Origin of the sequence: Lysinibacillus contaminans (genome assembly GCF_001278945.1) — a bacterium.
Classification (GTDB): domain Bacteria; phylum Bacillota; class Bacilli; order Bacillales_A; family Planococcaceae; genus Lysinibacillus; species Lysinibacillus contaminans.
Genome location: NZ_LGRV01000003.1, coordinates 2,523,059 through 2,549,713 on the forward strand (window position 1 = coordinate 2,523,059; position 26,655 = coordinate 2,549,713).

Sequence of the window (26,655 nt, forward strand, 5' to 3'; positions counted from 1 at the left end):
CGAGGAGGGAAAAGATGCAAATCGGAAGTAAAATCAAAGCACTTCGTTTGACAAAAGGTCTCACCCAAGAAGAACTTGGCGAACGAACAGATTTAAGTAAAGGCTATATTTCACAATTGGAGCGTGACTTAAATTCACCTTCTATTGAGACGCTTTTTTCATTATTAGAAGTATTAGGCTCAACACCTAAAGAATTTTTCGATGATGAGGCACCTGAACAAAAAGTCGTTTATACCGAAGAAGACCAATCGACTTACACTGACGAAGATAAAAAGTATGAGATTCAATGGCTTATTCCAACATCAAACGAAAAAGAAATGGAACCTATATTCTTAACGCTGGCAGCTAGCGGAGAGTTTAAACAATTCGAACCTTCACTATCTGAAACATTTATTTATGTTGTCAAAGGACGCATTCGTCTCATTTTAGGGAAAGAACAATATATCGCAAGTGAAGGCAATGCCGTTTATTTCGACGCGGCGGCCCATCATCAAATAGTTAATGCTCATGACGATGAGACAAAAATTCTACTCGTCGCAACAGATTCGTATTTATAGCTTAAGGAGGCGCATCAATGACATCGAATACAATTATTCGTTTTGAAAATGTTTCAAAATCATATAGTGACGGCACTGTCGTCTTAAAAAACATTAACTTAGAACTAGAAAAAGGAAAGTTCTATACATTACTTGGCCCATCAGGTTGTGGGAAAACTACAATTCTTCGTATTATCGCTGGGTTCACTGAGCCAACAACAGGAAATGTGTTCTTTCATGATAAAAAAATCAACTCAGTACCTGCCAATGAGCGCCAAGTAAATACAGTATTCCAAGACTATGCGCTATTCCCCCATTTAAATGTCTTTGAAAATGTTGCATTCGGTTTACGTATTCAAAAGAAACCTGAAAAAGAAGTACAAGAACGTGTAACAGAAGCTCTGAAATTTGTAAATTTAGCTGGCTATGGTAACCGTGAAATTTCTGAGATGTCCGGTGGTCAACGTCAACGTGTCGCGATTGCACGTGCCATTGTCAATGATCCAGAAGTTATTTTACTCGATGAACCACTTTCTGCACTAGACTTAAAACTGCGTACAGAAATGCAATACGAATTACGTGAGTTACAACAACGCCTTGGCAAAACTTTCGTTTTCGTTACACATGACCAAGAAGAAGCGCTTGCCATGAGTGATGAAATTTTCGTTTTAAGTGAAGGTGAAATTCAACAATCTGGAACACCAGTAGATATTTATGACGAACCAATTAACCGTTTCGTAGCAGACTTTATCGGTGAATCGAACATCGTACAAGGTGAAATGATTGAAGACTTTAAGGTGAAATTTACGGGTAAAGTATTTGAGTGTGTTGACCAAGGGATGAAAGCAAACGAGAAAATTGACATTGTCATTCGACCAGAGGATTTAGAAATTACAACGGCGGATAAAGGGAAATTAATCGTAACAGTTGATACACAATTATTCCGTGGTGTTCACTACGAAATTTCTACGTATGATGAGGACGGCAATGAGTGGTTGGTACATTCACTAAAGAAAGCAGATGTAGGGGCAAAAATCGGCTTAGACTTCGATCCGGAAGCGATTCATGTAATGCGCTTAAACGAAACAGAAGAAGAGTTCGATAAACGTTTAGAAGCGTATGGAGACGACGAAGATGCAAACTAAGGCTTCAAAATCTGCCTTATTTCCATACGTATTATGGATTGCATTTTTCGTTATCGCGCCGATTGCCCTTGTTGTATACTATTCCCTACTAGACTTACATGGCAATTTCACGCTCGAAAACTATAAAGCGTTCTTTACATCGGTTTATTTAAAAATGACATTAAGCTCGTTTTGGTATGCGTTTTTAATTACATTCTTCACATTATTAATTTCTTACCCAACAGCTTATTTCTTAACAAAAACAAAGCATAAGCAACTTTGGTTACTACTAATAATTATTCCATCTTGGATTAACTTACTATTAAAAACGTACGCATTTATCGGGATTTTCGGTCTCTATGGTCCTATTAACGCTTTTATTGAGGTTCTAGGCTTTGATCCGAAGCAAATGCTATTTACTGATATTAGCTTTGTTTTCGTATCCGTCTATATTTTCATTCCGTTTATGATATTACCGATTTTCAACTCATTAGATCGTTTAAATCCAACACTGGTTTATGCAGCACGTGATTTAGGAGCTTCTGCCTTTACTACATTCCGTCGTGTCGTGTTACCACTAACAATGGACGGCGTAAAAGCAGGCATTCAAGTTGTCTTTATCCCAGCATTATCACTATTTATGATTACACGTTTAATCGCAGGTAACCGGGTGATTACGCTTGGTACAGCTATTGAGCAACAGTTCCTTGTTACTCAAAATTGGGGTATGGGCTCGACAATCGCTGTATTCCTAATTTTATTCATGGTCATCATTATGTTAATAACAGGCCAAAAGAATAAAGGAGGTCGCGTACGATGACTAAACTTACAACATCGGCAAAAGTGTATTTAGCGATTGTCTTTATCGTCTTGTATGCACCCATTTTTTACTTAATCTTTTACTCCTTTAATAGCGGCGGCTCGATGAATAACTTTGAATCATTCACGTTTGACCACTATAAAGCTGTTTTCGAGGATACTCGATTGCTTGTTATTTTAATTAATACTGTTATCGTAGCATTGCTATCGGCATTAATTTCAACAATTATCGGTACACTAGGTGCGATCGGTATTATGACTGTGAAAGATTCAAAAATGCGCAATACATTATTATCGTTAAACAATGTGTTAATCGTCAGCCCAGACGTGATTATCGGGGCTAGCTTTTTAATTTTATTCACAATGGTCGGCATTAAGTTAGGCTTTGCATCTGTACTACTAGCGCACGTTGCGTTTAGTGTACCAATCGTTGTTTTAATGGTATTACCGAAATTACTTGAAATGAACAAGTCTTTAATTGATGCGGCACTTGACCTAGGTGCGACAAGAAAAGATGTCATGATGCGCGTCATTTTACCGTATATTAAGCCGGGTATTTTCGCAGGATTCTTCCTCGCTTTAACGTATTCTTTAGATGACTTTGCGGTTACATTTTTCGTAACGGGTAACGGCTTCAGTACGCTGTCAGTTGAAATTTACTCGATGGCACGTGCTGGAATTTCCTTAACCGTTAATGCGATTTCTGGTTTAGTATTCTTCGTCACTGTGTTAATTGTCATCGGTTATTACTTCGTGACAAGTCGTACAAGTAAAAGAACGGGGGGACATTAATGAAGTCATTAATTCAAGCAACAATCGCCATTATTGTCGTTACCGCCCTTTTAATGTATGCTGGGAACGCAATGAGTGCTGGTAGCGGAAAAAGCGGCAAAGATACGCTAACCATTTTTAACTGGGGCGAATACATCGATCCTGATTTACTAAAGCAATTTGAAAAAGAAACAGGGATCCATGTTATTTACGAAACATTTGACTCGAATGAAGCTATGATGACAAAAGTTCAACAAGGTGGAACTGCTTACGATATTGCGATTCCTTCTGAATATATGATTGAAAAAATGAAAGAGGAAGATTTACTGATTCCTCTTGACCATTCAAAAATTCCGAACATGAAAAATATTGACCCATACTTTTTAGATTTACCTTTTGATGACAACAATAAATATTCTGTTCCGTATTTTTGGGGTACAGTTGGGATTGTCTATAATCCTAGTTTAGTCGGTGATTTAGACTTCTCTTCTTGGGAAGATTTATGGGATCCTTCTTTAAAAAGGACTGTCTTTTTAGTAGATGGTGCTCGTGAGGTGATCGGTATGGGTTTAAACAGCCTAGGTTACTCATTAAACTCTTTAGATAACAATGAGTTACGTTCTGCAACGGATAAGTTAATTAAGCTTGCGCCAAACGTGAAAGCCATTATTGGAGATGAAATTACACCGTTAATGATTAATAACGAGGCGACAGTTGCACTTACTTGGTCAGGCCAAGCAGCCGATATGATGTATGAAAATGAAGATTTAGACTTTGCGGTACCAGAAGAAGGCTCGAACTTATGGTTTGATAATATGGTCATTCCAAAAACTTCGAAAAATATTGATGGTGCACATGCCTTCATTAACTTCATGTTAGATGCTGATTCAGGTGCGCAAAATGCTGATTTTGTTGGCTATTCAACACCAAACATTGCAGCAATGGCGTTAATGGACGAAGAAGTTGTGACTGATGAACGTTATTACCCAACTGAAGAACAACGCGACACTTTAGAGGTCTATAAAAACTTAGGACCTGATTATTTAGGTAAATACAACGAACTGTTTTTAGAATTTAAAATGAGTATTCGTTAAATTAAGAAAAGTGCATTCGCGCCCGTCCGCATGCGACAAGCTGCTTGTGAGCCCGAAGCGAAAGTAAACGCTCCACCACTTTCGCCCGAGGGAGCAGACCGCGACCTCGAGCGTGCGGCGCGAATGCCTAGACATCGATGAATACTTATACTTTCTTATCTTTTATAATAGAGCTGTCACCCCAGTTAATCACTGGAGTGATAGCTTTTTGCAATTTAGACTAAAAGCATTAAGTCAGACTTTAAGTCAATAGTAACTTAATACCCATTATGTTAGACTGTAGTATATTTGAATAGATTAAGCTAAAAGGAGGCTAAAAAATGGCCCAACAGACATCAAATAAAGCAGCATTATATATTTTAATGTTTAATATGTTCATCGCGATGGGAACTATTGGTATCATCATTCCTGTCATGCCTGAGTATTTGAAGATTTTTGGTGCAGCAGGACAAGTGCTCGGCATGCTCATTGCAACATTTGCATTAGCACAATTTGTATTTTCGCCAATTGCCGGAAACCTATCAGATAAATACGGCCGTAAAAATCTAATCATTTTCGGTCTTGTGATTACAGGTCTTGGACAAATTGCTTTCGGACTTTCTACAGAAGTATGGATGCTCTTTGTCGCACGCTTTTTAGGAGGTTTAGGTTCAGCATTCATCGCACCCCCAATTATGGCATTTGTAGCCGATGTCACTACATATGAAGAACGTGGTAAAGGAATGGGGTTGCTCGGGGCAGCTATGTCTCTTGGCTTTATGATTGGACCTGGTATTGGTGGCTTCTTATCTAAAGTAAGTCTACACTTCCCATTTTATATGGCTGGCGCTGCGGCATTTTTTGCGGCAATATTATCATTCGTGTTGTTACCAAATACAAAACCAAGCACAACACAAAAAGCACAAAAACAGGATAATCTCGCTAAGCAAATGGTGCATTCCGTTAAAATGCCCTACTTTGTTATGCTTCTCATTATGCTTGTTTTCTCGTTCGGAATCGCCAATTTCCAAACGACTCTATCTTTATTCGTCACACAGAAATTTAACTACACACCAACGGATATTGCAATCTTACTAACAGTTGGTGGTGCAGTAGGTGTCGTTGTTCAAATGTTTATCATTACACCTCTATTTAAACGTTTCGGTGAGATGAAGGTTGTATTAGTCAATTTACTGGTTGCATCAATAGCCATCTTCTTAATTTTATTTGTATCAGGCTTTGCATTAATGTTAGTTGTTGCAACAATTTTCTCTACGGCAACAACGCTTATTCGACCAGCCGTTAACACACTGATTTCCAAATTAGCTGGCAGCGAACAAGGCTTTGCCGCCGGGCTCAACAATGCATATATGAGCCTAGGTAATATGATTGGCCCTGCTCTAGCTGGTTTATTATTCGATTGGAATATTAACAGTCCTTACATTTTTGGTGCCATCATTTTATTTACTTGCTTCCTTCTTGCCCTTATTTGGACAATGAAAAAAGCACCACATTTGATGAAGCCCGATTCTAATTAACCTTAAAGTTAATTGACTATTTTTAGCAATATGGTACAGTATTAATGAAAAATCAAATCGCTTCATGACCACTAGGGGAGTCTTTTTAAGGCTGAGACGTGTATTGCATATACGGACCCTTTGAACCTGATCTAGTTCACACTAGCGTAGGAAAGTGGCGACACTTGCTTTTTGTGATATTTAAAATGCAAGGCCGCTTCCTACCGTTATGGGGAAGCGGCTTTTTTTTATGAATTCAAAAGGAGTGAAAGATTTGTCTATTCGAAAACTTACCATCATGGCATTATTAGTTGCTATAGCAGTGGCAGGCTCAACGTTCATCTCGATTCCAACAGGGATTGCACGTGCCTATCCCGTGCAACATGCCATTAATGTCATCAGCGCCATCTTGCTCGGACCTTTACCTGCTGTCATGATAGCCTTTGTAACGGCCATCATTCGTATTTTAACAGGCACAGGCTCCCTCTTAGCTATTCCTGGGAGTGTCATCGGCGCGTTACTTGCATCTCTAGCCTATAAATACAGCGGAAAGATCTGGTTAGCTGGTGCTGGCGAAATGTTTGGCACAGGTATACTCGCTTCTCTCGTAGCTGTACCCTATTCTCACCTATTAATGGGGACTTCGGTAGCTGCCATCTTTTTCATGCCTGCTTTTTTGACCTCTAGTATGATTGGTGCAATCCTAGGAGTAGTTATTGTAAAAAGTCTACAAAAAACTGTATTTGTAAAAAAACTTAACACAACATTGTAATACTAAATCTATTTGTATATTCTCCATTCGATCTTCGATAGGTCTGATTATTAATTAAAATAATTTAAACCGATGGTACACAAATTCAAACATGTGCCATCGGTTTTATTATTTTTCGTTATGAACGCTTTCTCATTCCTTTAATAACTGCGCCACATTCATATCTTCTTCCTTCACTGACGAATGCAACTTCTTAAGTAGAGCATTAAGAAATTCTACTTTATTTTTCGCTTCAGGCCAAAGAGGCTGCAGCTCATCGATTACTTTTCATATTGGGGCGTAATTTTTTTATAGCCACCGTTAAACTAAAGACAATAATAAGTACATAAACAATTAAATAAGTCACCCAGACAGGCAATTCAATCCCTGTTAGCTCGATTAACGCATCGCCTATTGATGGTGAAATAAGTGTTAACATTAATGCACCAGGGTTAATGGATGCCCAAAAATAAGTCATAAAGGACGAACTTGCCCCCGTTGCACTCCCCATTTGGTGAAAGGCCATTGTTAAAAAGAAGAAAAACGCCGTAATCCCACCTAAGAAAATAATCGATCCGTACGTCGCAATCATTGAAACAATTGTTTTCTTCGTAATCGTGGAGAACATCACACCAATACTACCAATCGCAATCACTGTCACTAAATAAAATAAAAAGATAGACACTAACTGCGATGGTGATACACCACCAAATAAGAACACCAAACTGTACAATGGTAGTCCTGCCACTAGCATTAATACTAAAAAGGCAACGGACGAAAATAATTTCCCAATAATAATTTGGGTTGAGCTTTGTGTCGTTGTCAGTAAAATGTTCAAGGTTTGCTTTTCTCGTTCACTACTAATGGCTCCCGCTGTTAAACTTGGAGTAATGAACAGGACAAGTGCCATTTGCACAATAGTCAATACGGCAAACATCATAAAACTCATGTCCGGACTAAAGAAACCTTTACCTGTAAATTCAGTCGTTAGTAGTAAAAAACCCGCTATAAAAATACTAATAACGGATAAATAAAACATTAAACCCGAAAAGCTTTTAAAAGAACGGAAGCGCAACTTCAATTCTTTTACGAGTACTGGATTATAAAATCGTTCCATCATTGACTGTCCGCTCCCTTCGTTATCGACATAAAGACATCCTCTAAATCTTTTTCTTCTTCACTTAACGCATAAATTGGCATATCCGCAAGCATCGCTTTTTTCAGTAATGCCACCTGATCGGCCTCAGTACCCCGGTAATTAAACGCAATTTCTGAGCGATTATCCACGATATCAATAGCAGAAATCATCGAATCCTCTTCAAAGAATGTACGCACTTCATGTAAACGCTCGGCTACCTTCACTACAATTCGCTTTTCACCTTGCAATTGTGCTTGGATCGTTGCTACATTACCGTGCGCTATAAGTTTACCGTTATCAATTACACCAATCTCATCACACATCTCCGCAAGTTCCGGCAAAATATGTGATGAAATTAAAATTGTTTTACCCATCGATTTTAAATCACGTAAAATATCGCGCATTTCTACTCGTGCACGTGGATCAAGCCCAGATGCAGGTTCATCTAAAATCAATACTTTCGGGTCATGAATGAGCGCACGCGCTAAACATAAACGCTGTTTCATCCCCCGTGACAGTAAATCAACATAGTCATAACGCTTATTTGTTAAATTTACAAGTTCCAATAACTGCGGGATTAACACTTTACGCTCTGCAGCACGAATACCATAACTTGCTCCGTAAAAATCTAAATACTCATCGACTTTTAATTGGTCATAAACCCCAAAGAAGTCTGGCATATAACCAATTTGCTTACGCACTTCTTCCGGCTCTGTCACAACGCTTTTACCGTTAATAAGCGCATCACCAGACGTTGGCGAAAGTAATGTTGCTAAAATAGAAAACGTCGTCGATTTCCCAGCACCATTTGAGCCAACAAAACCGAAAACAATACCTTCCTCAAGAGATAAATTCAATTGATCTAATGCTGTAAAGGAGCCGTATTTTTTTGTTAACTCACGAATTTCTATCATTATTTCGCAACTCCTTTCAACTCTAGTTCTGGTAATGTCGTTGGTTCACCTGTTTGGTCTGGCCCAAATTTAATTTGAAGTAAAACTTCATCCTCTTGATCAAAATAGTGATTAATGTTTTCAGTAAATACTTGGTTTGTATCGGTTAATGCCTCAAATGCGCTCTTTTCATTATTCCAGATAAATAACTCCATACGCTTCGTATCTTTGTTCGAAACCGTTAGCTCATCGAATGATTGGACTGAAGTCATAAAATTCTCTGGCAATGCAATCTTCACATCATACGACCCCTCTTGCATATATCCAGTATTCAATTGCTCGTCATACATTTCAAAGTATCCATTCGCCGATTGAGTACCCACGGTATATGTTAAGTTCGTACGCTTCATTGTAAACGGTCCTGTTAGCTCTACCTTACCTTCAAATGGCTGAACAAAATAAGAAATAGGCGCCATATTAGCACTTGAATCAAGTTCAACCCCAGCAATCGCTTGATCTGCCCAAGCTGTCAACACAGGCAATTCATCATTTTCTGTGAGTGATAGTGCCATAGATTTCATACTCTCAATACGAAGTGGATCTATCTCTTCTTTCTTCGCTGGATACATATAACTGTTGTTACCATACGTCATTGGTTTTTGCAGAACTGTCGTTTTTAACGCTTGATCAACATGCAGTGTTTCATTTGGCTCAATATCGCCAAGCTTCACTTCTTTAATGCCTGATATCAACGTGACATCTTTTAAAACGAATGGGAAATTATTTTTTACCGTTCCTGATAGTTTTTCATCTTTTAGCGTAATATCAATATCCATATTACCAATATTTTGTGTAGCTGTTTTCCCTGTAAAGGATTGAACAGACCAATAGCTTAAATCACGTAATGTTAACGTCGAGCCATTTGGATGCTCCTTTATATACGATGATTCATGTAGATTTTTCATACTACCATCAATATTATTCCGATTTCGGAACGCGACTGCTGTTGTATTTGTATCAGTCTCTACAACAAAATCACCACCACGATTCGTTAAAATCGACTCTACATAATATCCACTTACACTCTTATCCTCATTTACTTTATAAAAGGCGGACTGTTGTACTTGTGGCTGCATAAGACGATCCTTCGCCCCAAAAATAAACAGTGCAACGGATAACATAATAGAAATAGCAGGAATAATCCACCAAGCATGCTCACGTTTGTCCATTTTTTTCAATACAAAGTAAAGGAGTGGTCCAATAATTAAAATATATAGAATAATAACGACTAGCATATAAGTGACTGATACTTCAAAAGAAGGGAATAATTCATTTACTGAACGCAACTCATAAGAAACCCTATCCATCGTCGAATTGCCATTCATATCCCCTTGCTGCATTGAATTTTGGATGTTTAACATTTTAGCTGTTAAAGTAGCATAGCCATCCATTGATGCTAATGGATTGTCACCTAACGAGAACGTCGTCTGTATAATTTCACCACCACCTACTTTTTTCTTAGCAGCCAAAATTGTAGCCTCGTTCGCTAATACTCGGGTACTACCTGAATTTTCAGTTGCTGTATAAACTGAAATAGGACTAGTAAAAGTACCGCCTCCAGACAACTTCGTTAAACTTTCAACTGAAACAGTTGTCGTTTGTTGTGACAATGTTAACGGTAAAAATTCTTTAAAAATACCAGCTGTTGCTTCTACTTGATCAGAGGCCCCAAGTAATAACTTACCTCCCTCTTGCACCCATTTTAGCAATGCTTCCTGTTGTTTCTGCGATAAATCTACCAGTGCAAATTCATCGACTGCTATAACATTAGCCATCGCATAGCCCTGTGCATCATCTGGTAATGTATAATCCTTTAACTGATTTAAATTGAATATTTCTACATTACTTGATGATGTAACTTGTGATAATCGTAAGTAAGCTGCCAAACGGTCACTTTTTTCCGTTAACGTATAAATAAACGTAGAAGATGGCTCAAGGAAATTTGCTTGTAATTGTTCCGTCCCTTTATAAGACACGATTTTTCCCTTTTCAATGCCACCCTCATAAAAGGCAAATAATTTCGAGTCATTTGAAGAACCATAGTCAGCTAGGCCATCCAAATAGAGCTCAAATGTTTTTTCTTCTCCTGCGGCTAAATCAAGTGAAAATATCAACGCTGACCCGATTTCGTGGGTATTTTGAGCGTTAATGGCCATATCCCCTGAAAAATCAGTGCCGTTATTTTTCACTGTAATTTTTATGGGCACTACAGATTGATATTTCGCTTTACCATTGATACCAGCTGTCGCCTGTACCTCTAAACTTGGTGCCGCACTCACCTGTGATACAGGTAGCACTAAACTCATAACAAGCATAAATAATAGTACAAGTACTGGTATTTTCGTTTTTATCAAAAGCTCAACCCCTTTTTTTCTACTAGTCCTGAAAGACATTTACATAATTATACGTTTTTAAAAACATTTTGTTCCATTTCTTATTTTTTCTTCATGAATATTCATAAACTCTTAAGAATTTAAAGATGGTGAACATGAAAAAGACTCTAAAAACCTCAGAGTCCTTCCACTTATTTCGTATAATCAAATAAACAACGAGCATGATCCTGTACGACTTCTACAAATGCTTCTACCTGCCGCAATTCAAATGAAGATTCATAACCGATTAACCATGTATCCCGTGTTAAACCAAATTCCTTTTCATTGTTCATGAGCGCAATTTTATTCACTCCATCATCTTCATTCAATGTAATCGACGGTAAAATCGCATAACCTATTCCGTTTAATGCCATTTGTTTACATGTTTCAATTTGATCGACTAAAATTTGTCGACTAGGATTAGATGCAAAATGTCGCTGCCACCACTGTTGAATTTCTTGATAATAGTTCGAATCACTTTTAAATTGAATAAATGGACGATCAGTCGTTAAGACATCCTCAATCGTTTTCAGCTCCTGGTCTACTAAATACAGCGTATCTCGGAATAGGTGAATTTTCTCCCCCCGCCAATCGACTTGTCCCCTTACAATCCCAACATGCGCCTCGCCTTCATACAATGCCTTGACAATTTCGGAGCTCCAGCCTGTCATCAGTGAAATTTTGGCCTCAGGATATCTTGTTACGAAATCCTTTAACACTTTTGGTAGCCAGTTTTGTCCGACAATCGATGCACACGCTATTTTCAATGTACCATTTACTTTTGTTGTCAGTGACTGAATCATTTCAAAAATTTCTTCTTTTTTTGCAATCATTTCATTCGCATAAGAAATGACCAGCTCTCCAGCCGGGGTTGCTGTCAGCCCTTTTTGTGAACGAATAAACAGCTGTGTTCCCCACTCTTTTTCAATTGATTGTAAACGCTGTGAAAGAGCAGGCTGCGATAAAAATAATCGCTCCGCTGCCTTACGCATATTGCGTTCCTCTGCTAAAATTTTCAATATTTCTGCTTCTGTTGCCGTCACAAGAGTATCCTCCTACTCATAAGAAAAGGGACTCAATGTTTTCTTTGAGCCCCTCCTAAACTAGTTTTCCTTTTGGTAAATATATTTTTTTAATTGCTTTAAAATAACACGTCTCGTCAAAATGCCAGCAAACAAACCTTCTTCATCGACCACACATAAAAATGCATGGTTAATGACTAAATCTAAGGCTCGTTGGAATGTATCTGTTGTTTTTAATACGGCCAAATTTTTATCCATAATTGTGTCTACTTTAATGTCAGGTAGTTTTTCATATTCAATATGCTCAAGTCCTAAAATCGCTTCAGTAATCATCTTCATACTTAGTAAACCTTGAAGACGGTATTTCATATCTAATACAGGAATTGATGAATACCCTGTACGCGTTAGCACCAATAGAGCATGCTCTGCACTATTTCCAACTTGAACATGTGCAACCTTTTCGGATGAAATAATAAAATCACTAATTGGCATTGCTAATAAATCCTTGCTGTTAGTTGAAATCATGAACTTCTTCTCCTTTTCTGTCCCAACGATGCAGAACAGGATGCTTCTCCTTTATCATATCATAATTTTTCCTTTAATGACCGTGACAAGGCCGAGAAGAATTTTATTATAACCACGAATTATTTCAGCGTTTCGAGCAAAAATTAAGTACCAAATTCGCTCACGCAAATTTGATACTTTCGTTACAACATTCTATTTCAATACCCTGCTTGGCTCCAATAATAAAAAATCATTACACCTGTAAATGCAAAAAAAAGTGCATATACCCAAACAACCGGATTCAGCACCGTTGAATACTCTTCAACAGTTTCAGAAATCGGTGTATCCATTTCTGATTGTCGTTCTGACGTCATTTTTGCAATCCGTAACGTCGAAACAAATGAAATGACACTAATAACAGTAACCGTGATCAGAAGCGGTATTAACCACATACCCATCGGCAAAACTCCTTTCTTTGCCTATTAGTATGCGTTAAACCCGTAGCTCTCTATTCAGGAAATTCTATTAAAACGGGTATGGATTTAACCATTGTCCACCATCCAATGTGATACATTCTCCGTTCATATAACTTGCTTTATCTGACATCATAAATGTCGCTAAATCTGCAATCTCTTCTGGTGTACCAATACGATTTAACGGTACAGAATCTAATGTACGTGCAGCAGCTGCTTCTGATTCCCAAAGCTTAGATGCTCCACCCGTACGTTCAATCGGCCCTGGTGCAATCGCATTTACTCGAATACCATACTGTTTTCCCCACTCAACAGCTAGTGTTCTTGTCACTGATAAAACACCTGCTTTCGCCGCAGCTGAATGAATGACTCCTGCACCTGCATTCCATGCATACGTGGCAACCATATTAATCATAGAGCCTTTAATTTTATGTTCAATCCAGTACTTCCCTACAGCTGATGAACAGTAAAAAGTACCATTTAATACAATATCAATCACAGATTTCCAGCCATTTGGAGACAATTCCTCAGCTCTTACGATAAAATTCCCCGCTGCGTTATTGACAAGCCCATCTACTTGTCCAAACTTTTCTACTGCAAACGCCACCATTGCTTCTGCTTGTTCTGGTACTCGGACATCCATTTGGAATGTCTCGATTGCATTGCCTGCTTCTGAAATAAATGTTTTCGCTTCTGCTAAACGCTCTTCATTACGTCCTGTAATGACAACATTGGCACCCTCAGCAACAAATTGCTTCGCCATATAAAGACCCATTCCACTAGATCCACCTGTAATAATGATTGTTTTCCCCTGTAACATACCATTTCCCCCTTTGCGAAAATTAAAAATGAATTGCTATTCATTATGTTACTACAAATTACTGGAAATGTCTCATTTTATCTACAATAAACATATATTTATAGCATATATTTAAATTTTCTATTACTATAAAAAAAGCCAATTCCCTATTATCATAGAAGTCGACTCTTAAACATTTCATATATAAATCACTTATCGCGGCTGATCATGCAACTGTATTAGTGTTTTTACATTATTATTGATTTAATCTTTTTATGTAATACACAGAGATATCTAACATTGAAACATCTCTTTACCTATGCTTTATTCATATTTCAAGGCCACCGTGGAAAGCGTCCGTCTGGAGTGTAATGTGCTGTCAAGTACAGATTTCGGTGTAGAGCCTTTTTAACTATAGCGTTTTTCAATGCCCTCAAAAAAAGCGAGGTATTCGACGATTAAATCGTCGAATACCTCACAATGTGAAACGCTATGGACTTTTCAGTGCCTCATTTACAATGCATCACATTTTCTTTCAATTAACAAAATATTGTTCAATTACCGCTTCTACCGACAAAGGCTTATTGTATAAATATCCTTGCCCTTTTTGACAGCGATAACGTTTTAAAAAGGCAACCTGAAACAGTTCCTCAATGCCTTCAGCCACGACTTCTAGCCCTAAATTATGCGACATTGAAATAATTGCTTTAATAATCGCTTCATTTTTTTCATCTTTCGCTATATCTGCTATGAATGACTGATCGATTTTAATTGTGTCGATTGGATATTTCTTTAAATAGCTTAAAGAAGAATACCCAGTGCCAAAATCATCAACTGATACATGTACACCTAAGTGTTTTAAGTCAGATAAAATCGAAAACGTTTCATTCACATTCGTCATCGAACTCTCTGTAATTTCCACTTCCAATAACGTAGGTTCTACATCATATTTGTTCAAAGCATCATTTATTTTTCGTGCGAAATCTTCTCTTCTAAACTGCTTTGGCGATATATTGACAGCAATGCGAACAGGCCGATATCCAAGATCTTTCCATTCTTTTTGATAACGACATACTTCCTCTATAACCCAGTCGCCAATATTAATAATTAAGCCTGATGCCTCAGCAATTGGAATAAACTGTGCAGGTGAAACGAAGCCAAATTTTCTGTTATTCCAGCGCAATAATGCCTCAAAACTATCTATTCTATTCGTCGTTAAGTCTATTTGAGGTTGTAAATGGATACTTAACTCATCAAATTCAATGGCACGGCGTAAATGTGACTCCATTAAAGCTTCATTCGGAAACGCAGTTGTCATATCATCCCGGAAATAACGAAAATGGGATCGTCCATGCTCTTTTACTGAAAATAGTGCTTGGTCGGCTTTACGTACAAGCGTTTCTAAATCATTACCATCCGCCGGACTAAGGGATATACCTATGGAAACACTGATAAAATATTCCTGACCATCTATAATAAACGGCTGTTTTAATGCCTCCAATAGTTCACTCGCTACTTTTTCAATTTTCTCAAATGTTGCATCCTTTAATAGAAAAATAAATTCATCGCTATTATAGCGATATACTGAGCATTTTGAATGGCTTAACTCACTCAGTCTATTACTAAACATGCGCATTAATTCATCACCTTGACTTTCACCTAGTGACTCATTAAATTTTTTAAAACGATCAATATCGATTAATATAAGCGCAGCCTGTTGTTTATTAGTTTTACTATCATTCAGATGTTGTAGCCAATGCTCCTTGAACGCTTTTCGATTCCAAATACCCGTCAGCTCATCCATTAAAGCCAAATAATAAAAAGTCTCATGATCATTCATAAATGCTTTCGCTTCTTTAATAAATAAATGAATACCTACTATTTCACCATTAAAATATGTTGGATGGGTACGTAAGAAAAAAGGTTCTTCGCTTAGTAGTTGGTCCTTAAATAAACACTTCGGCATACCAAATGCAGAACCTTCTAATGTTTTTTCGAATAATAACTTAAATTCACTCACATACCTTTTTTCTAATATTGAAAAAATATTTTGCCCAATAATGCTTACTTGTTGATGCAACAATAAAGAAGTTGCTGCTGCATTCTGATAAATTATATGCCCCTGTAAATCGGTTGTTAACACAGGATTAACATGTTGTTCAACAAACTGTAAATATGGCTGTCCATAAGCCATTACAGTATTATCTCGTATTTCACGAAAAATAATAGCAGATACATTCCCATCTAAATGTTGAACACTTACATCAAGTTTTTGCGTTTCTTGCCCTTTTAAAAATTTAATTGTTTGAATACTACCTGACTCTTGCATAAAGATAGTTAATAATTTTTCCCAGCACAGTTCCGTAAAAAATTGTGTTGCTTCAATAGCATGCTCATCATTTAACTCTATTAAAGAAGCCACTTTATCGTTACGGTAAACAACTTCAAATTCCCTGGTATCTTTTTGTCTTAAAAAGACAATTGCATCAAATGGATTTAACTTTGCCAGTTGATGATAATATACATCTTGCCCTACATTATCTTTTATTTTATCCATCTTTTCCCCCATTAAGCAGAGCCTGTACAATATTCGATTACGTAAAAGGAAAGCTACTCTTCGTCTATTGTAGGCTTTAGCGCATCTTTTAAGAAAATTTCTTGGCTATTAATTGGATCTTCACCACGGTCAAACTCTTTATAATGATATTTCCCATTCGAGTCTTGAATACGTGCTTTCGCTGTATCTTCTAGTTGTTTGTTCATTATGTCAATAATACGTTTTTTTGCTTCACTTGCATACACTGGGAATAAAATTTCTACACGTTTGATCATATTTCGAGTCATCATATCCGCTGATGAAAGGTATACTTTATTTTCCCCATTATGATGGAACCAATAAATACGGGAATGCTCAAGGAAGCGACCTACAATACTTGTCACCGTAATATTATCGCTAATGCCCGGTATTCCTGGGCGAATACAGCAAATACCACGAATGATTAGTTCAACTTGAACACCTGCAATCGACGCCTCATATAGTTTCATCATTAAATCTTTATCGGTTAATGAATTCATCTTCGCGCGAATAAATCCGTTACCATACTGTTTATGACAAGCAATTTCTTCGTCAATCAGAAGAATAAACTCATCACGGATATCAAACGGAGCAACCACTAAATGATTAAATTTCGGCTTTTCTGTATAACCACTTAAGAAGTTGAAAAAGTTTGTTGCATCAATCCCAAATTCTTTATCGGATGTAATAATCCCCATATCCGTATATATTTTTGCTGTTGCATCATTATAGTTCCCTGTACCAAGATGCACGAAGCGTTCGATTTTGCCGTTTCGACGACTAACAACGAGTGTGATCTTGGAGTGGGTTTTCAAATTATTCATGCCGTAAATTACAAGACAGCCAGCTTGCTCAAGTTCCTTCGCCCAATGCACATTATTTGCCTCGTCAAAACGAGCTTTTAACTCCACTAACACAGTTACTTGCTTGCCATTTTCAGCAGCTAACTTTAATGCTTGAATAATAGGTGAGTTTCCACTTACTCGATATAGTGTTTGCTTAATCGCCAGTACATTCGGATTAACTGCGGCTTCGGTAATAAAGTCCACAATCGGTGCAAATGACTCGTACGGGTGATGGAAGAAAATATCTTGTAGCAACGCTTTTTCAAAAATATTTTCATCAGACTGTAAATCTAATGGTGGTTGTGGAATAAAGCTTTCATATTCTAAATGCTCACGGCCGACCGAAATGCCTTTGACAAAGGAGAACATAAAGGTTAAATCCAGTGGGCCATCAATGTGAAATACATCCGCTTCTTCGATTTCGAATTCATCGAGTAAATAGGCTAATACTTCATCATTCATTTCACCTACACGAACTTCAAGGCGACTTCCTACGCCCCATTTGCGCTTTTTCAGCTCTTTTTCAATTTCTACAAGTAAGTCTCGTGCGCCTTCTTCATGAATCGTTAAATCTGCATTACGTGTTAAACGGAAGGCCTGAGCAGATTTTACACTATAACCCAAAAATAATTTTTCAATATGAGCAACAATCACATCTTCCAGTAAAACGATAACTGTCTCCCCTTCAGCAGAAGGTACTTTAATATAACGATCAAGTACAGATGGCACCTGTACAATCGCTACCTTTTCACGATTTTCTAACTCTATTTCATCTTGCTCTAATAATACCAATATATTCAATGTTTTCCCGATTAGCGTTGGGAAAGGCCGATATGCATCAACGGCTACTGGTGTTAATACAGGGAAAATTGTCTCCGCAAACATCTCGTTGATAAATGCTTTTTGAGTGCTATTCAAATCCTTCATATCTGCAATATGTACATTATGTTGAGGTAATAAATCATAAATTAAATGACGATATACTTCTGTTTGACGACGTACTAATGCTTGCGTACGCTCTGCGATTTTCGCTAATTGTTCTTTCGGAGTCAGACCTGATTTATTTTCAGCTTTATGGAAACCTGCACGAATTTGATCTTGCAAGCCTGCTACTCGTACCATGAAAAATTCGTCTAAATTCGAACTGAATATCGCTAAAAACTTTAAGCGTTCTAGCAGAGGATTACTTACATCCTCCGCTTCTTCTAAAACACGCTCATTGAAGGCAAGCCAACTTAGTTCACGGTTATTATAGTATTGTGGTTTGGCGATTTCCTCTAATAAATTGATTTGCTCTTGCAAATACTCTTCTGCATTTATACTATTTTTCGTTACTTCAGTTGTCATTTTGTTTCCACCCTTCTTCAATAAAATTTATTTTGATTGCCGTTTTTAATACACGCTCTAAATGCTTTTTATGACGCTCCGCTTGATATCTTTCAGCGGCAACATTTTTTTCGACTAAAATATCTAACCTAACAAAGTCATTATCTTTATGCATTTTAATAGTATGAACAACATTTCGTTTCGAAACATTTAATGCATAAACAAATTTTAACATAGCACCGAAATCACGCGTTTTACGATATTCCTCTCGACTTATCCACCCCGTAAAAGGTGAGGCAAAACGTTGATAGTAATCTTTATTTTTATAAGAGGCTAGAAGAGCTAATTGCACACGTTCCTTATGATTCAATCCGTCAATTGATTGATTGGCAATTAAGTAAAAAGTATGTTGGCTGGCTGAGTTTAGTTCTATATATTCACCAATATTAAATACCTTCGCGGCTTTACGTATTAACTGTAAATCTTGGGCGTTGAAAGTTAAATAATTTAAATGACAGCACTCCCGGTATAGCTGATCTACCAAATCCCTTAAATAATCCATTTCAATCTCGGCACGACCATATTGTCTTGCTAGCCTCCTAGCGTTTCCCTCAAACACCTTGTATTTGTCGAAAGCTTGCTCATCACTTTTTAAAATCCGCTGGAGTATAAGACCCTCTCGTAATCCTTTATTCGTTAGCTGAAACACTTCACTCTGTACAACCTCCATCAGAACACAAAAAACCTCTAATGCAGGTACGATAATATCGGCACGATCTGTTGAAAGCCCGTCCAATTGCTTTAATGCATCAAAAGACATATTGCCTAAATAGTTACTCAGTTCATCTATGTCTTGCTTTGGGATTTCATAACCATGTACACTGGCAATTGGATACGCACGCCTTTGCTGATGAATTTGTGCAATATTTCTCGCACTACCACCAATTGCAATAATGGGTAACTGAACACCTTGAATCCAAGGGAGTGACAGAAACTGTTCTTTCACAAAGTCAATTAGTTCCTTTCTTTCACTACTATTTGGAATATCTCCTTTTACAAAGTTCTGTTTTAAAGACACTGTTCCAAAAGGGAAGCTATGCGTGTTTAGAAGCTGCTTATCCTTATACAAGGTAATTTCAGTACTACCTCCACCAATATCAATTGTTATGGCAGAAGGTGTCCCCATCGAATAAGCAACCGCCATATAACCGTAGTATGCCTCTTCCTCACCTGATAACAACTCAATTTGGATACCCGTATATTCCTTCATTCGCGCTATAATACTATCTCGATTAGTCGCCTGGCGTATAGCGGCGGTTGCTGCGGCTTTTACATCTACAATTTCAAAATCATCAAGCATTGCTTTGAACGTTAATAATGTTTCAGTTAGCACTTGTATTCCTTCCTCAGACATTTCTCCTGTAGGTAGGATATACGTTCGTAGACGTGCCACTGTTTTAATATTTCCTAATTCACGAAGCCCTTCTTCTTTATCATAAAGATAAAGAACCAAACGAATAGTATTTGAGCCGATATCGATAATGGCCGTTTTCAAAATATCCAAATAGTTCACTTCCTCCGTGAGAAAATCATAGCAATTTTTTTGAATGCAAGTAATTCACACTATCTTTTACCATGCTCGTTGGCTTTTATACAAAAAAACCGGAACCTAAAAGGCATCCGGTTTTTTTTCTTATTTACATTCTTTCAGGATACCAATTATTTAAATTGAGGGTACACTTATATCAATTACGCATCCGCGTAATTGTGTCCTGATTGTGTATCATACTTAGGCTTCACTAATACGAGTTAATTTGCCGTTTTCGGATGAATGCCAATGAGCATTGGCTAGTGCCTTGATCTTTGACATTCACAGGAGACATTAGCCTACTTCAACGAGCTCAACAGAATTATATTTTACGATTTATCACAAAACAAGTTGATCTATACGTAATACAAGTTCTGCGATTTCTGGTTTACTAATTTGGTCTTCCGCACCTACTTTATCACCTTTATGACGTAGGTCATCGGTAATTAAACTAGAGAAGATAATAACTGGTAGTTTTTGCAGTAATGGATGCTCTTTAATCTTACGTGTTAAATGGTGACCATCCATTTGTGGCATTTCAATATCAGTAACGACTAATTGAATATGCTCACTCACATCACCACCATTTTTAACTAATGATTCTAAGTATTCGTAAGCATCACGACCATTTTCGAAAAATTCAACATTGACATAGCCTGCTTCATTCATCGTATCGAACAATAGCTTTCGTAATAACGGCGAATCCTCCGCGATTAAAATTCGTTTTTCTGAACGATTTCGTTTACCTAATTTTTTCACCGACTCTACACTAATACCAGAATCAGGATTAATGTCCACCATAATTTTCTCAAAGTCTAGTAATAGAATCATTTGTTCATTTTGCTTAATAACACCGATTACTTGTGACGTACCACCTTGATACATATCTGAAGGTTTTTCGATTTGATTCCATGAAATACGATGAATTTGCGTTACATTATCTACATGGAATACAACTCGTTGTTTATTAAACTCCGCAACGATATACTTCTGCTGCGGATTACGTTCTACATTTTGAATACCTAATACTCGTAGCATATCAACTACTGGTAATACTTCACCTCGTAATTGAATAATTCCCTCTACATGCGGGTGCGCGTGTGGAATAAATGTTACTTGAATTGGTTGAATTATTTCTTTCACCTTAATTACGTTTATACCAAATTTATTGTTGGCTACTTCAAATTCAACGATTTCTAGTTCATTTGTACCACTTTCTAATAAGATGCCTTTATGTTCCAAAGCAAGCCCGCTCCTTTCTATTCAACTTCTAAAATATAAATCAATTGTATCATAGCAGATACATTTCTCCTACTTGATATTTCCATTTTTATCATGCACTTTTAAGTGAACAAACAAGCCAATTACCGTCATCAAAATTAATGTCGATAACGCGACTCTGCTTGCTAAAGTACCGTAATCTTTCATCCATAATGTTACCGTTCCATATACAGCAGGACCGATAATTGAAGATACTTTTCCCGAAAATGCAAACAAGCCAAAAAATTGACCTCGTTTTTCATCTGGAGATAGCTCAATAATATAAGTTCTAGAAGTTACCCACATCGAGCCAAGCGAAATACCAAACATACTACCAGCAATCCAAAACATCCATTGTTCTGTAGCAAAGACGGCAAAAACTAATGCAATAATCATTAATAACGCTACAATTGTTATCGCTCGTTTGGCCCCAATTGCTTTTGTGATATACCCAAAAGCAACTGATCCAATAATGGTTGATATTGTAGACACTAAGTAGAGAATGATAAATTGCCCTGAAGAAAAACCTACAATAGTTGTTGCATAGACAGCCATCATAGCAATCGTTGTAGCAATTGCATCATTTAAAAAGAAATACGCAATCATAAAGGTGAAAATAGCTTTATGCTGTTTCATATCTTTAAACGTCTGAATAATTTCCTTATAGCCATCAAAAAACTTCGTCGTCTTACGCTGTGCCTTTGGTATTGGTGTATCCTTATTAATAAAAAATAATGGTAATGAAAATAATAAGTACAAAATCGCCGTTGGAATAAAGGCTCGATGGAAATCCGACTCGCCAACATATAAATAAACAAGTAATCCAAAAATAGTCCCTAGATAGCCAATACCTACACCATATCCAGAAATAAGTGGCATTTCTTCTTTTGTGCCCAAATCTCCCATCATAGAATCATAAAATACGAGACTTGAATTAAAGAAAAATTTAGCGATAACAAAGCTCACCACTACTAAAAATAAACTGAGAGGTACACCTGAAATAGTCGTCGCCAATGGAAGATCTGCCAACACACCCATCATAAATGTAAAGAATATAGAAATCGATGCGAACCACACGATAAAACGTTTTTTGTAGCCAGTATTATCAATCCATACGCCAAACAACGGTGAAAAAATGACGAGGAAAAAGCTTGCAATCGCATTTGCATAAGAAATGAATGTACTTGCTACTTGCTGCATCACTTCATTCGTGCCTAATACCTCATCCATGTAAAACGGAAAGAATACTGTATTTATATTGGATGAAAAAATAGTATTGGCAAAATCATAAAATGCCCAAGACAAAATTGGTAAAGATAAATACAATGCTAGCTGACTTCGATGTTGCACTTCACCCGCTTGCCTTTGTTTCACAAAATCCCCCCTTTTTTATCCTACACTACTAAACTAATTCCGACTTAACGAAAAAATACCTTTTTAGAAAAATTAAATAATACTTTACAGACCTATATTTAAAAACAACTTGTCTCAAAAAACGATGAGACAAGTTGTTTTTACGCTACCTATTATTTGTAATATTTTATTAAAGCCTGTGTGCCTTCCTCTCCGTAGCCCGCTTCAATGAGCTTGTCATACATTTCATACGCTAGTGCTAAGCCTGGTAAAGTAATCCCCATTCTTTTTGATTCATCTAAAGCAATTTTTATATCTTTCACAATGTGTTTTATGTAAAAACCAGGAGCATAATCTTCGACTACCATACGAGGTGCCAAATTACTCAATGCCCATGAACCGGCAGCGCCTGAAGAAATTGATTGTAGAACAGTTGTTAGATCTAGCCCTGCCTTTAAACCATATGCTAAAGATTCACAAATACCAATCATGCCTGAAGCAATCACAATTTGATTACACATTTTTGCATGTTGTCCCGCACCAGCCTCACCTTGGTAAACGATATTCGTGCCAAAGTGCTGCAATACTGGTGATACCTTATTAAATGTTTCTACATCGCCACCAACCATAATTGATAATGTACCATTTTGTGCTCCAATATCACCGCCAGAAACAGGTGCATCCAAAGCAGTTACTCCTAAAGATTTCCCATGTGCATAAATTTTCTTTGCTAAAGTCGGCTCTGAAGTTGTCATGTCAATAACAACACTTCCAGCCTTTGCTGATTGAAATAAACCATTTTCTCCAAAATACACTTCTTCTACATCACTTGGATATCCGACCATCGTAAATGCTATATCTTTTCCTGCAAACGCTTCTGCAGGAGAACTTGCCCATTTAGCACCTAATGCCACAAGTGGTGTTGCTTTTTCTCTTGTACGTGTATAGACAGTTACTTCATGTCCATTAGTTAACAGATGCTTGACAATACTGGCGCCCATAACTCCAGTCCCAACGAAAGCAATACGCTCTTTTTCCATAAGTAAACAACTCCTTAATTTATATATGTCACAAGTGTAATTTAATGGTTATAAAAATTCAAATTATTCTTATTTTTGTAATACAAACACTGATATTCGCATATATACCGAGTAAACATAAAAAGAGAGCAACGACGTGATATCGCTGCTCTAAAGGGGGAAATGAGAATGTTACTGTGTTCAAACTAAGTATGTCCCCCTACGTTACTTTCTATACTAGCCAAATTTGTATTTTCACTCAAACTCTTAATGCATTTTAACGGAACTGACTCTGTCAAAAGTTGTTCTTCATAATAAGTATTTATTAACTGATCTAATTGACGACTCAAGCGTATAGTATTTGCATTCTGCAATCCTTTTTCTACACCTGAGCGAATCATCATTTCACGGGCTTGCTCCATTTGTTTTAAGAGTAGATTAACCATTCTACAACCCTCCTGAAGACAAATAACTCATACCATTATTATACATTTCTTCTCACTTTACAACAGCCATTAACTTACGACAATGTTCGACATTTAACTTCTAGGTACTTCCATGTACGTATAAATCACTTTTCCATTTTGTTTTGCATCTCCTCTATAGTGTTTAAATAGAGGATGTTTTACCAACACCTCGCGAAATTCATAAAATTGGTCTTTATCGATTTCAATGTTTTCAATTTTCCCTTCTTTTAGTTGTTGAAGCATCTCTTCATAGTTTTCCATTTTCTTCTTCCTTTCTCTTGTATATATTTTTGTGTAAAAAATTATGAATTATTCAAAAAAAGCTTTACGTTTTCATTATTTTATTGCAAACTGTATATTATTAGTCGATGAAGGAGCTGACTGTCTGTGAAAATAGCTGAAGTTGGAAATATTATCGAGTTTAAAGATGGTTTACAAGGTATTGTAGAAAAAGTAAATGAAAATTCGGTAATCGTTGATCTAACATATATGGAAAACTTCGATTCCCTAGAAATTGAAGAAAAAACGGTTGTCAATCATAAGCGATACAAAATTTTAAATAATAGTGAAGCTTAATAGTCTGAATAGTCCCTATTTGTCTTTATTGATGATAAGGGACTTTTTTTTTGATAATATAGAAATTGGAGGTTGTATGAATGATACTAAATTCAAAACAAAAAAGTCTACTTCTTCTTTCTTTATTATTCACTTATGGCATGCTCGCATTTACTTTTGCTAATCAAGCTGTATTCTGGTATTTATATACCTTTACACTTCTGGTATGCATCGCTATCGCAATCCTTGCAGGTACAATCGAAGATCAGTTACCTACATGGAAATTTTTACTTTTTGGTATAGGCTACGGTACCATTACTTATGGTTTTATTCGTTTTGGCTATTGGCTTGCTCCATTAATTAATGATAGCTTAGTGCGCTCTGTACAGAAATTTTTATCAGATTACGGCCCGCAAAATATTTGGCATTATGTGTTTCTTATTTTTATCGTAGCAATTGGTGAAGAACTATTCTGGCGTGGATACGTTCAACAGCAACTTAAGCGTTTTATGCGTCCGGTATTTGCCGTCCTTGTAACAGCCGTCTTATGTGCCCTTTCAATTGCTTTAAGTGGCTTTATACTTGGTATGATTGCAGCATTCGTGACGAGCATCATATGGGGCTTCTTGTATGAATGGCGTAAAAGTATGCCACTTATTATTGTAGCCCATGTCGTATTTGTACTATTATTATTTTTAGTATTACCATTAACATAATAACATTCAATTACGGCTAGGTGTAATTACGTCTGTCGCAGAAAACATTACGCCCAAATTTTAATCTAGCTTGCTCCACTAATGCCTCTAATACTTTGTGGCATTCGACGGATGTTTTAACCTGATTCAGCACCCTTTAAATTAAGTATGAAAACGGTCTTCAGCCTATTACTTATGTAAATGAGAAATTTTGTGGCTGGCGCAAAACTTTCGCCACATGAAAAATTTGTAGCTGACGCTGCGCTTTCGCTACATAAAACATTTGTGGCTGACGTTGCACTTTCGCCACATAAAACATTTGCTGAGTTAGGTTAAAATCTGGAAACATTTTATCACCTTACATCGTTCTATAAGAAAGGGAGGGCTTTTCATGCAAAAAAAATTATTGTCTATGCTTGCATTATTACTTACAGCCATTTTAGTTGTAGGTTGTAACACAAGTGATAAGACAGAGGATTCTGACATTTCACAAAATGACCCATCAAATTCGGCGTCACAACAAACACCTTCAGACAGTGAATCTGTAGACGAAACGCAAGAAACGCCTGAACAAACAGGCTCAGCTACTAACACACCTTCTACACAAGAACAAGAAATAACTTATGTGCAAAAGGGTGCTGATAAAAAAGCAACAGCTACAGAATCTCAAAGTGTTGATCAGGGCTATAAATTACACCAATTACCAGGATTTACACTTTCACAAGAAGAACCTGGTAAAGATATAATCGTCTCAAATGAAGATGACGAAGTATTTATGCGTATCGAATCCGTATCTACTACTGACACTAGTTTTGACAATGTGAAGTCATCTTTAGTAGATTATATGAACGCTGTGGGTGATACAACTCCATTATCTCCGGACGAATTAGGCGTCTTCAAAGATGCGAAAAAAGTTGAAGGCTATGTAGTTGATTTTGATACCGAAAAAGTAGTTGGGGTTGTTATTGAAAAAGATGGATTAATAGTAAAACTAACGATTCATGATAACAATACACAAGATTTAACAGCAGCTATGCTTGCAATGGCAGCAACAATTACACAAAAATAATTAAAAACAGCGTTAAACCTCCTCTGAACGCCAGATAGGCAGTTCGAGAAG

General features: G+C 37.0%; 26 protein-coding genes and 1 riboswitch. Of the genes, 11 read left to right on the forward strand and 15 right to left on the reverse strand.

Annotated elements, in window-relative coordinates; genetic code table 11:
* Window positions 1–14 precede the first annotated feature (14 nt).
* The 7 genes from AEA09_RS14400 (at window position 15) to thiW (ending at window position 6,612) form a co-directional block, all read left to right on the forward strand.
* On the forward strand, window positions 15–557 hold the full coding sequence (locus tag AEA09_RS14400; protein WP_053584522.1) for a helix-turn-helix domain-containing protein: 543 nt from the start codon (window positions 15–17) through the stop codon (window positions 555–557).
* A gap of 17 nt (window positions 558–574) precedes the next feature.
* Entirely contained in the window at window positions 575–1,681 is a 1,107-nt protein-coding gene (locus tag AEA09_RS14405; RefSeq protein WP_053584523.1) for an ABC transporter ATP-binding protein, read from the forward strand.
* Window positions 1,671–2,480 (forward strand): ABC transporter permease, encoded by an 810-nt coding sequence (locus AEA09_RS14410; protein ID WP_053584524.1) that lies wholly within the window; start codon window positions 1,671–1,673, stop codon window positions 2,478–2,480. The genes AEA09_RS14405 and AEA09_RS14410 overlap by 11 nt, the downstream gene beginning before the upstream one ends.
* Window positions 2,477–3,271, forward strand: coding sequence for an ABC transporter permease (locus tag AEA09_RS14415; protein WP_053584525.1), 795 nt, complete (start codon window positions 2,477–2,479; stop codon window positions 3,269–3,271). The genes AEA09_RS14410 and AEA09_RS14415 overlap by 4 nt, the downstream gene beginning before the upstream one ends.
* The gene (locus AEA09_RS14420; RefSeq protein WP_053584526.1) at window positions 3,271–4,344 is read left to right on the forward strand and encodes an ABC transporter substrate-binding protein; all 1,074 of its coding nucleotides are present in this window, start codon (window positions 3,271–3,273) and stop codon (window positions 4,342–4,344) included. The genes AEA09_RS14415 and AEA09_RS14420 overlap by 1 nt, the downstream gene beginning before the upstream one ends.
* A 320-nt stretch (window positions 4,345–4,664) precedes the next feature.
* Window positions 4,665–5,861 carry an MFS transporter gene (locus tag AEA09_RS14425; RefSeq protein WP_053584527.1) on the forward strand — a complete coding sequence of 399 codons (1,197 nt, stop codon included), beginning with the start codon at window positions 4,665–4,667 and terminating at the stop codon, window positions 5,859–5,861.
* Window positions 5,862–5,924: 63 nt separating this feature from the next.
* Window positions 5,925–6,031: riboswitch (TPP riboswitch) on the forward strand.
* An 83-nt stretch (window positions 6,032–6,114) separates the two neighbouring features.
* On the forward strand, window positions 6,115–6,612 hold the full coding sequence (thiW, locus tag AEA09_RS14430; RefSeq protein ID WP_053584725.1) for an energy coupling factor transporter S component ThiW: 498 nt from the start codon (window positions 6,115–6,117) through the stop codon (window positions 6,610–6,612).
* 253 nt (window positions 6,613–6,865) lie between these two features.
* On the opposite strand, the gene AEA09_RS14435 is transcribed toward thiW, so the two are convergent.
* The 15 genes from AEA09_RS14435 to AEA09_RS14505 form a co-directional block, all read right to left on the reverse strand.
* The gene (locus AEA09_RS14435; protein WP_053584528.1) at window positions 6,866–7,711 is read right to left on the reverse strand and encodes an ABC transporter permease; all 846 of its coding nucleotides are present in this window, start codon (window positions 7,709–7,711) and stop codon (window positions 6,866–6,868) included.
* Entirely contained in the window at window positions 7,708–8,643 is a 936-nt protein-coding gene (locus AEA09_RS14440) for an ABC transporter ATP-binding protein (protein ID WP_053584529.1), read from the reverse strand. The genes AEA09_RS14435 and AEA09_RS14440 overlap by 4 nt, the downstream gene beginning before the upstream one ends.
* Window positions 8,643–11,036 (reverse strand): hypothetical protein, encoded by a 2,394-nt coding sequence (locus AEA09_RS14445; RefSeq protein ID WP_053584530.1) that lies wholly within the window; start codon window positions 11,034–11,036, stop codon window positions 8,643–8,645. The genes AEA09_RS14440 and AEA09_RS14445 overlap by 1 nt, the downstream gene beginning before the upstream one ends.
* A gap of 170 nt (window positions 11,037–11,206) precedes the next feature.
* The gene (locus AEA09_RS14450; RefSeq protein WP_053584531.1) at window positions 11,207–12,097 is read right to left on the reverse strand and encodes a transcriptional regulator CcpC; all 891 of its coding nucleotides are present in this window, start codon (window positions 12,095–12,097) and stop codon (window positions 11,207–11,209) included.
* Window positions 12,098–12,157: 60 nt separating this feature from the next.
* Window positions 12,158–12,601 carry a cyclic-di-AMP-binding protein CbpB gene (gene cbpB, locus AEA09_RS14455; RefSeq protein WP_053584532.1) on the reverse strand — a complete coding sequence of 148 codons (444 nt, stop codon included), beginning with the start codon at window positions 12,599–12,601 and terminating at the stop codon, window positions 12,158–12,160.
* Between the two features lie 197 nt (window positions 12,602–12,798).
* Window positions 12,799–13,038, reverse strand: coding sequence for a hypothetical protein (locus tag AEA09_RS14460; protein WP_053584533.1), 240 nt, complete (start codon window positions 13,036–13,038; stop codon window positions 12,799–12,801).
* Between the two features lie 67 nt (window positions 13,039–13,105).
* On the reverse strand, window positions 13,106–13,873 hold the full coding sequence (gene fadH, locus AEA09_RS14465; RefSeq protein WP_053584534.1) for a 2,4-dienoyl-CoA reductase: 768 nt from the start codon (window positions 13,871–13,873) through the stop codon (window positions 13,106–13,108).
* Window positions 13,874–14,387: 514 nt separating this feature from the next.
* On the reverse strand, window positions 14,388–16,409 hold the full coding sequence (locus AEA09_RS14470; protein WP_053584535.1) for a putative bifunctional diguanylate cyclase/phosphodiesterase: 2,022 nt from the start codon (window positions 16,407–16,409) through the stop codon (window positions 14,388–14,390).
* Between the two features lie 53 nt (window positions 16,410–16,462).
* Window positions 16,463–18,619 (reverse strand): RNA degradosome polyphosphate kinase, encoded by a 2,157-nt coding sequence (locus AEA09_RS14475; protein ID WP_053584536.1) that lies wholly within the window; start codon window positions 18,617–18,619, stop codon window positions 16,463–16,465.
* A complete protein-coding gene (locus tag AEA09_RS14480; RefSeq protein WP_053584537.1) occupies window positions 18,609–20,162 on the reverse strand; it encodes a Ppx/GppA family phosphatase in 1,554 nt (517 codons plus the stop codon). Before AEA09_RS14480 ends, AEA09_RS14475 begins: the two co-directional genes overlap by 11 nt.
* Window positions 20,163–20,525: 363 nt before the next feature.
* Entirely contained in the window at window positions 20,526–21,428 is a 903-nt protein-coding gene (locus AEA09_RS14485; protein ID WP_053584538.1) for a chemotaxis protein, read from the reverse strand.
* A gap of 69 nt (window positions 21,429–21,497) precedes the next feature.
* Window positions 21,498–22,820 (reverse strand): MFS transporter, encoded by a 1,323-nt coding sequence (locus AEA09_RS14490; RefSeq protein WP_053584539.1) that lies wholly within the window; start codon window positions 22,818–22,820, stop codon window positions 21,498–21,500.
* Window positions 22,821–22,972: 152 nt separating this feature from the next.
* Window positions 22,973–23,839, reverse strand: a complete 867-nt coding sequence (locus tag AEA09_RS14495; protein WP_053584540.1) for an NAD(P)-dependent oxidoreductase — start codon at window positions 23,837–23,839, stop codon at window positions 22,973–22,975.
* 185 nt (window positions 23,840–24,024) lie between these two features.
* The gene (locus AEA09_RS20675; RefSeq protein ID WP_053584541.1) at window positions 24,025–24,264 is read right to left on the reverse strand and encodes an aspartyl-phosphate phosphatase Spo0E family protein; all 240 of its coding nucleotides are present in this window, start codon (window positions 24,262–24,264) and stop codon (window positions 24,025–24,027) included.
* A gap of 93 nt (window positions 24,265–24,357) precedes the next feature.
* Window positions 24,358–24,546, reverse strand: coding sequence for a hypothetical protein (locus AEA09_RS14505; RefSeq protein ID WP_053584542.1), 189 nt, complete (start codon window positions 24,544–24,546; stop codon window positions 24,358–24,360).
* 126 nt (window positions 24,547–24,672) lie between these two features.
* Between AEA09_RS14505 and AEA09_RS14510 the strand changes: the two genes are divergently transcribed.
* The 4 genes from AEA09_RS14510 to AEA09_RS14520 all read left to right on the forward strand — a co-directional run bounded on the left by AEA09_RS14510 (window position 24,673) and on the right by AEA09_RS14520 (window position 26,604).
* Complete coding sequence (locus AEA09_RS14510) at window positions 24,673–24,861, forward strand: YkvS family protein (RefSeq protein ID WP_053584543.1); 189 nt, start codon at window positions 24,673–24,675, stop codon at window positions 24,859–24,861.
* Between the two features lie 80 nt (window positions 24,862–24,941).
* Window positions 24,942–25,556 carry a CPBP family intramembrane glutamic endopeptidase gene (locus AEA09_RS14515; RefSeq protein ID WP_053584544.1) on the forward strand — a complete coding sequence of 205 codons (615 nt, stop codon included), beginning with the start codon at window positions 24,942–24,944 and terminating at the stop codon, window positions 25,554–25,556.
* Window positions 25,557–25,748: 192 nt separating this feature from the next.
* Entirely contained in the window at window positions 25,749–25,871 is a 123-nt protein-coding gene (locus tag AEA09_RS20515; protein ID WP_281176736.1) for a hypothetical protein, read from the forward strand.
* A gap of 55 nt (window positions 25,872–25,926) precedes the next feature.
* Entirely contained in the window at window positions 25,927–26,604 is a 678-nt protein-coding gene (locus AEA09_RS14520; protein ID WP_053584545.1) for a hypothetical protein, read from the forward strand.
* Window positions 26,605–26,655 lie beyond the last annotated feature (51 nt).

Coding starts and splice junctions, on each gene's coding strand:
- AEA09_RS14400 (WP_053584522.1), top strand. CDS start 15: ATGCAAATCGGAAGTAAAATCAAAGCACTTCGTTTGACAAAAGGTCTC.
- AEA09_RS14405 (WP_053584523.1), top strand. CDS start 575: ATGACATCGAATACAATTATTCGTTTTGAAAATGTTTCAAAATCATAT.
- AEA09_RS14410 (WP_053584524.1), top strand. CDS start 1,671: ATGCAAACTAAGGCTTCAAAATCTGCCTTATTTCCATACGTATTATGG.
- AEA09_RS14415 (WP_053584525.1), top strand. CDS start 2,477: ATGACTAAACTTACAACATCGGCAAAAGTGTATTTAGCGATTGTCTTT.
- AEA09_RS14420 (WP_053584526.1), top strand. CDS start 3,271: ATGAAGTCATTAATTCAAGCAACAATCGCCATTATTGTCGTTACCGCC.
- AEA09_RS14425 (WP_053584527.1), top strand. CDS start 4,665: ATGGCCCAACAGACATCAAATAAAGCAGCATTATATATTTTAATGTTT.
- AEA09_RS14435 (WP_053584528.1), bottom strand. CDS start 7,711: ATGATGGAACGATTTTATAATCCAGTACTCGTAAAAGAATTGAAGTTG.
- AEA09_RS14440 (WP_053584529.1), bottom strand. CDS start 8,643: ATGATAGAAATTCGTGAGTTAACAAAAAAATACGGCTCCTTTACAGCA.
- cbpB (WP_053584532.1), bottom strand. CDS start 12,601: ATGATTTCAACTAACAGCAAGGATTTATTAGCAATGCCAATTAGTGAT.
- AEA09_RS14460 (WP_053584533.1), bottom strand. CDS start 13,038: ATGGGTATGTGGTTAATACCGCTTCTGATCACGGTTACTGTTATTAGT.
- fadH (WP_053584534.1), bottom strand. CDS start 13,873: ATGTTACAGGGGAAAACAATCATTATTACAGGTGGATCTAGTGGAATG.
- AEA09_RS14470 (WP_053584535.1), bottom strand. CDS start 16,409: ATGGATAAAATAAAAGATAATGTAGGGCAAGATGTATATTATCATCAA.
- AEA09_RS14475 (WP_053584536.1), bottom strand. CDS start 18,619: ATGACAACTGAAGTAACGAAAAATAGTATAAATGCAGAAGAGTATTTG.
- AEA09_RS14495 (WP_053584540.1), bottom strand. CDS start 23,839: ATGGAAAAAGAGCGTATTGCTTTCGTTGGGACTGGAGTTATGGGCGCC.
- AEA09_RS20675 (WP_053584541.1), bottom strand. CDS start 24,264: ATGGTTAATCTACTCTTAAAACAAATGGAGCAAGCCCGTGAAATGATG.
- AEA09_RS14505 (WP_053584542.1), bottom strand. CDS start 24,546: ATGGAAAACTATGAAGAGATGCTTCAACAACTAAAAGAAGGGAAAATT.
- AEA09_RS14515 (WP_053584544.1), top strand. CDS start 24,942: ATGATACTAAATTCAAAACAAAAAAGTCTACTTCTTCTTTCTTTATTA.
- AEA09_RS14520 (WP_053584545.1), top strand. CDS start 25,927: ATGCAAAAAAAATTATTGTCTATGCTTGCATTATTACTTACAGCCATT.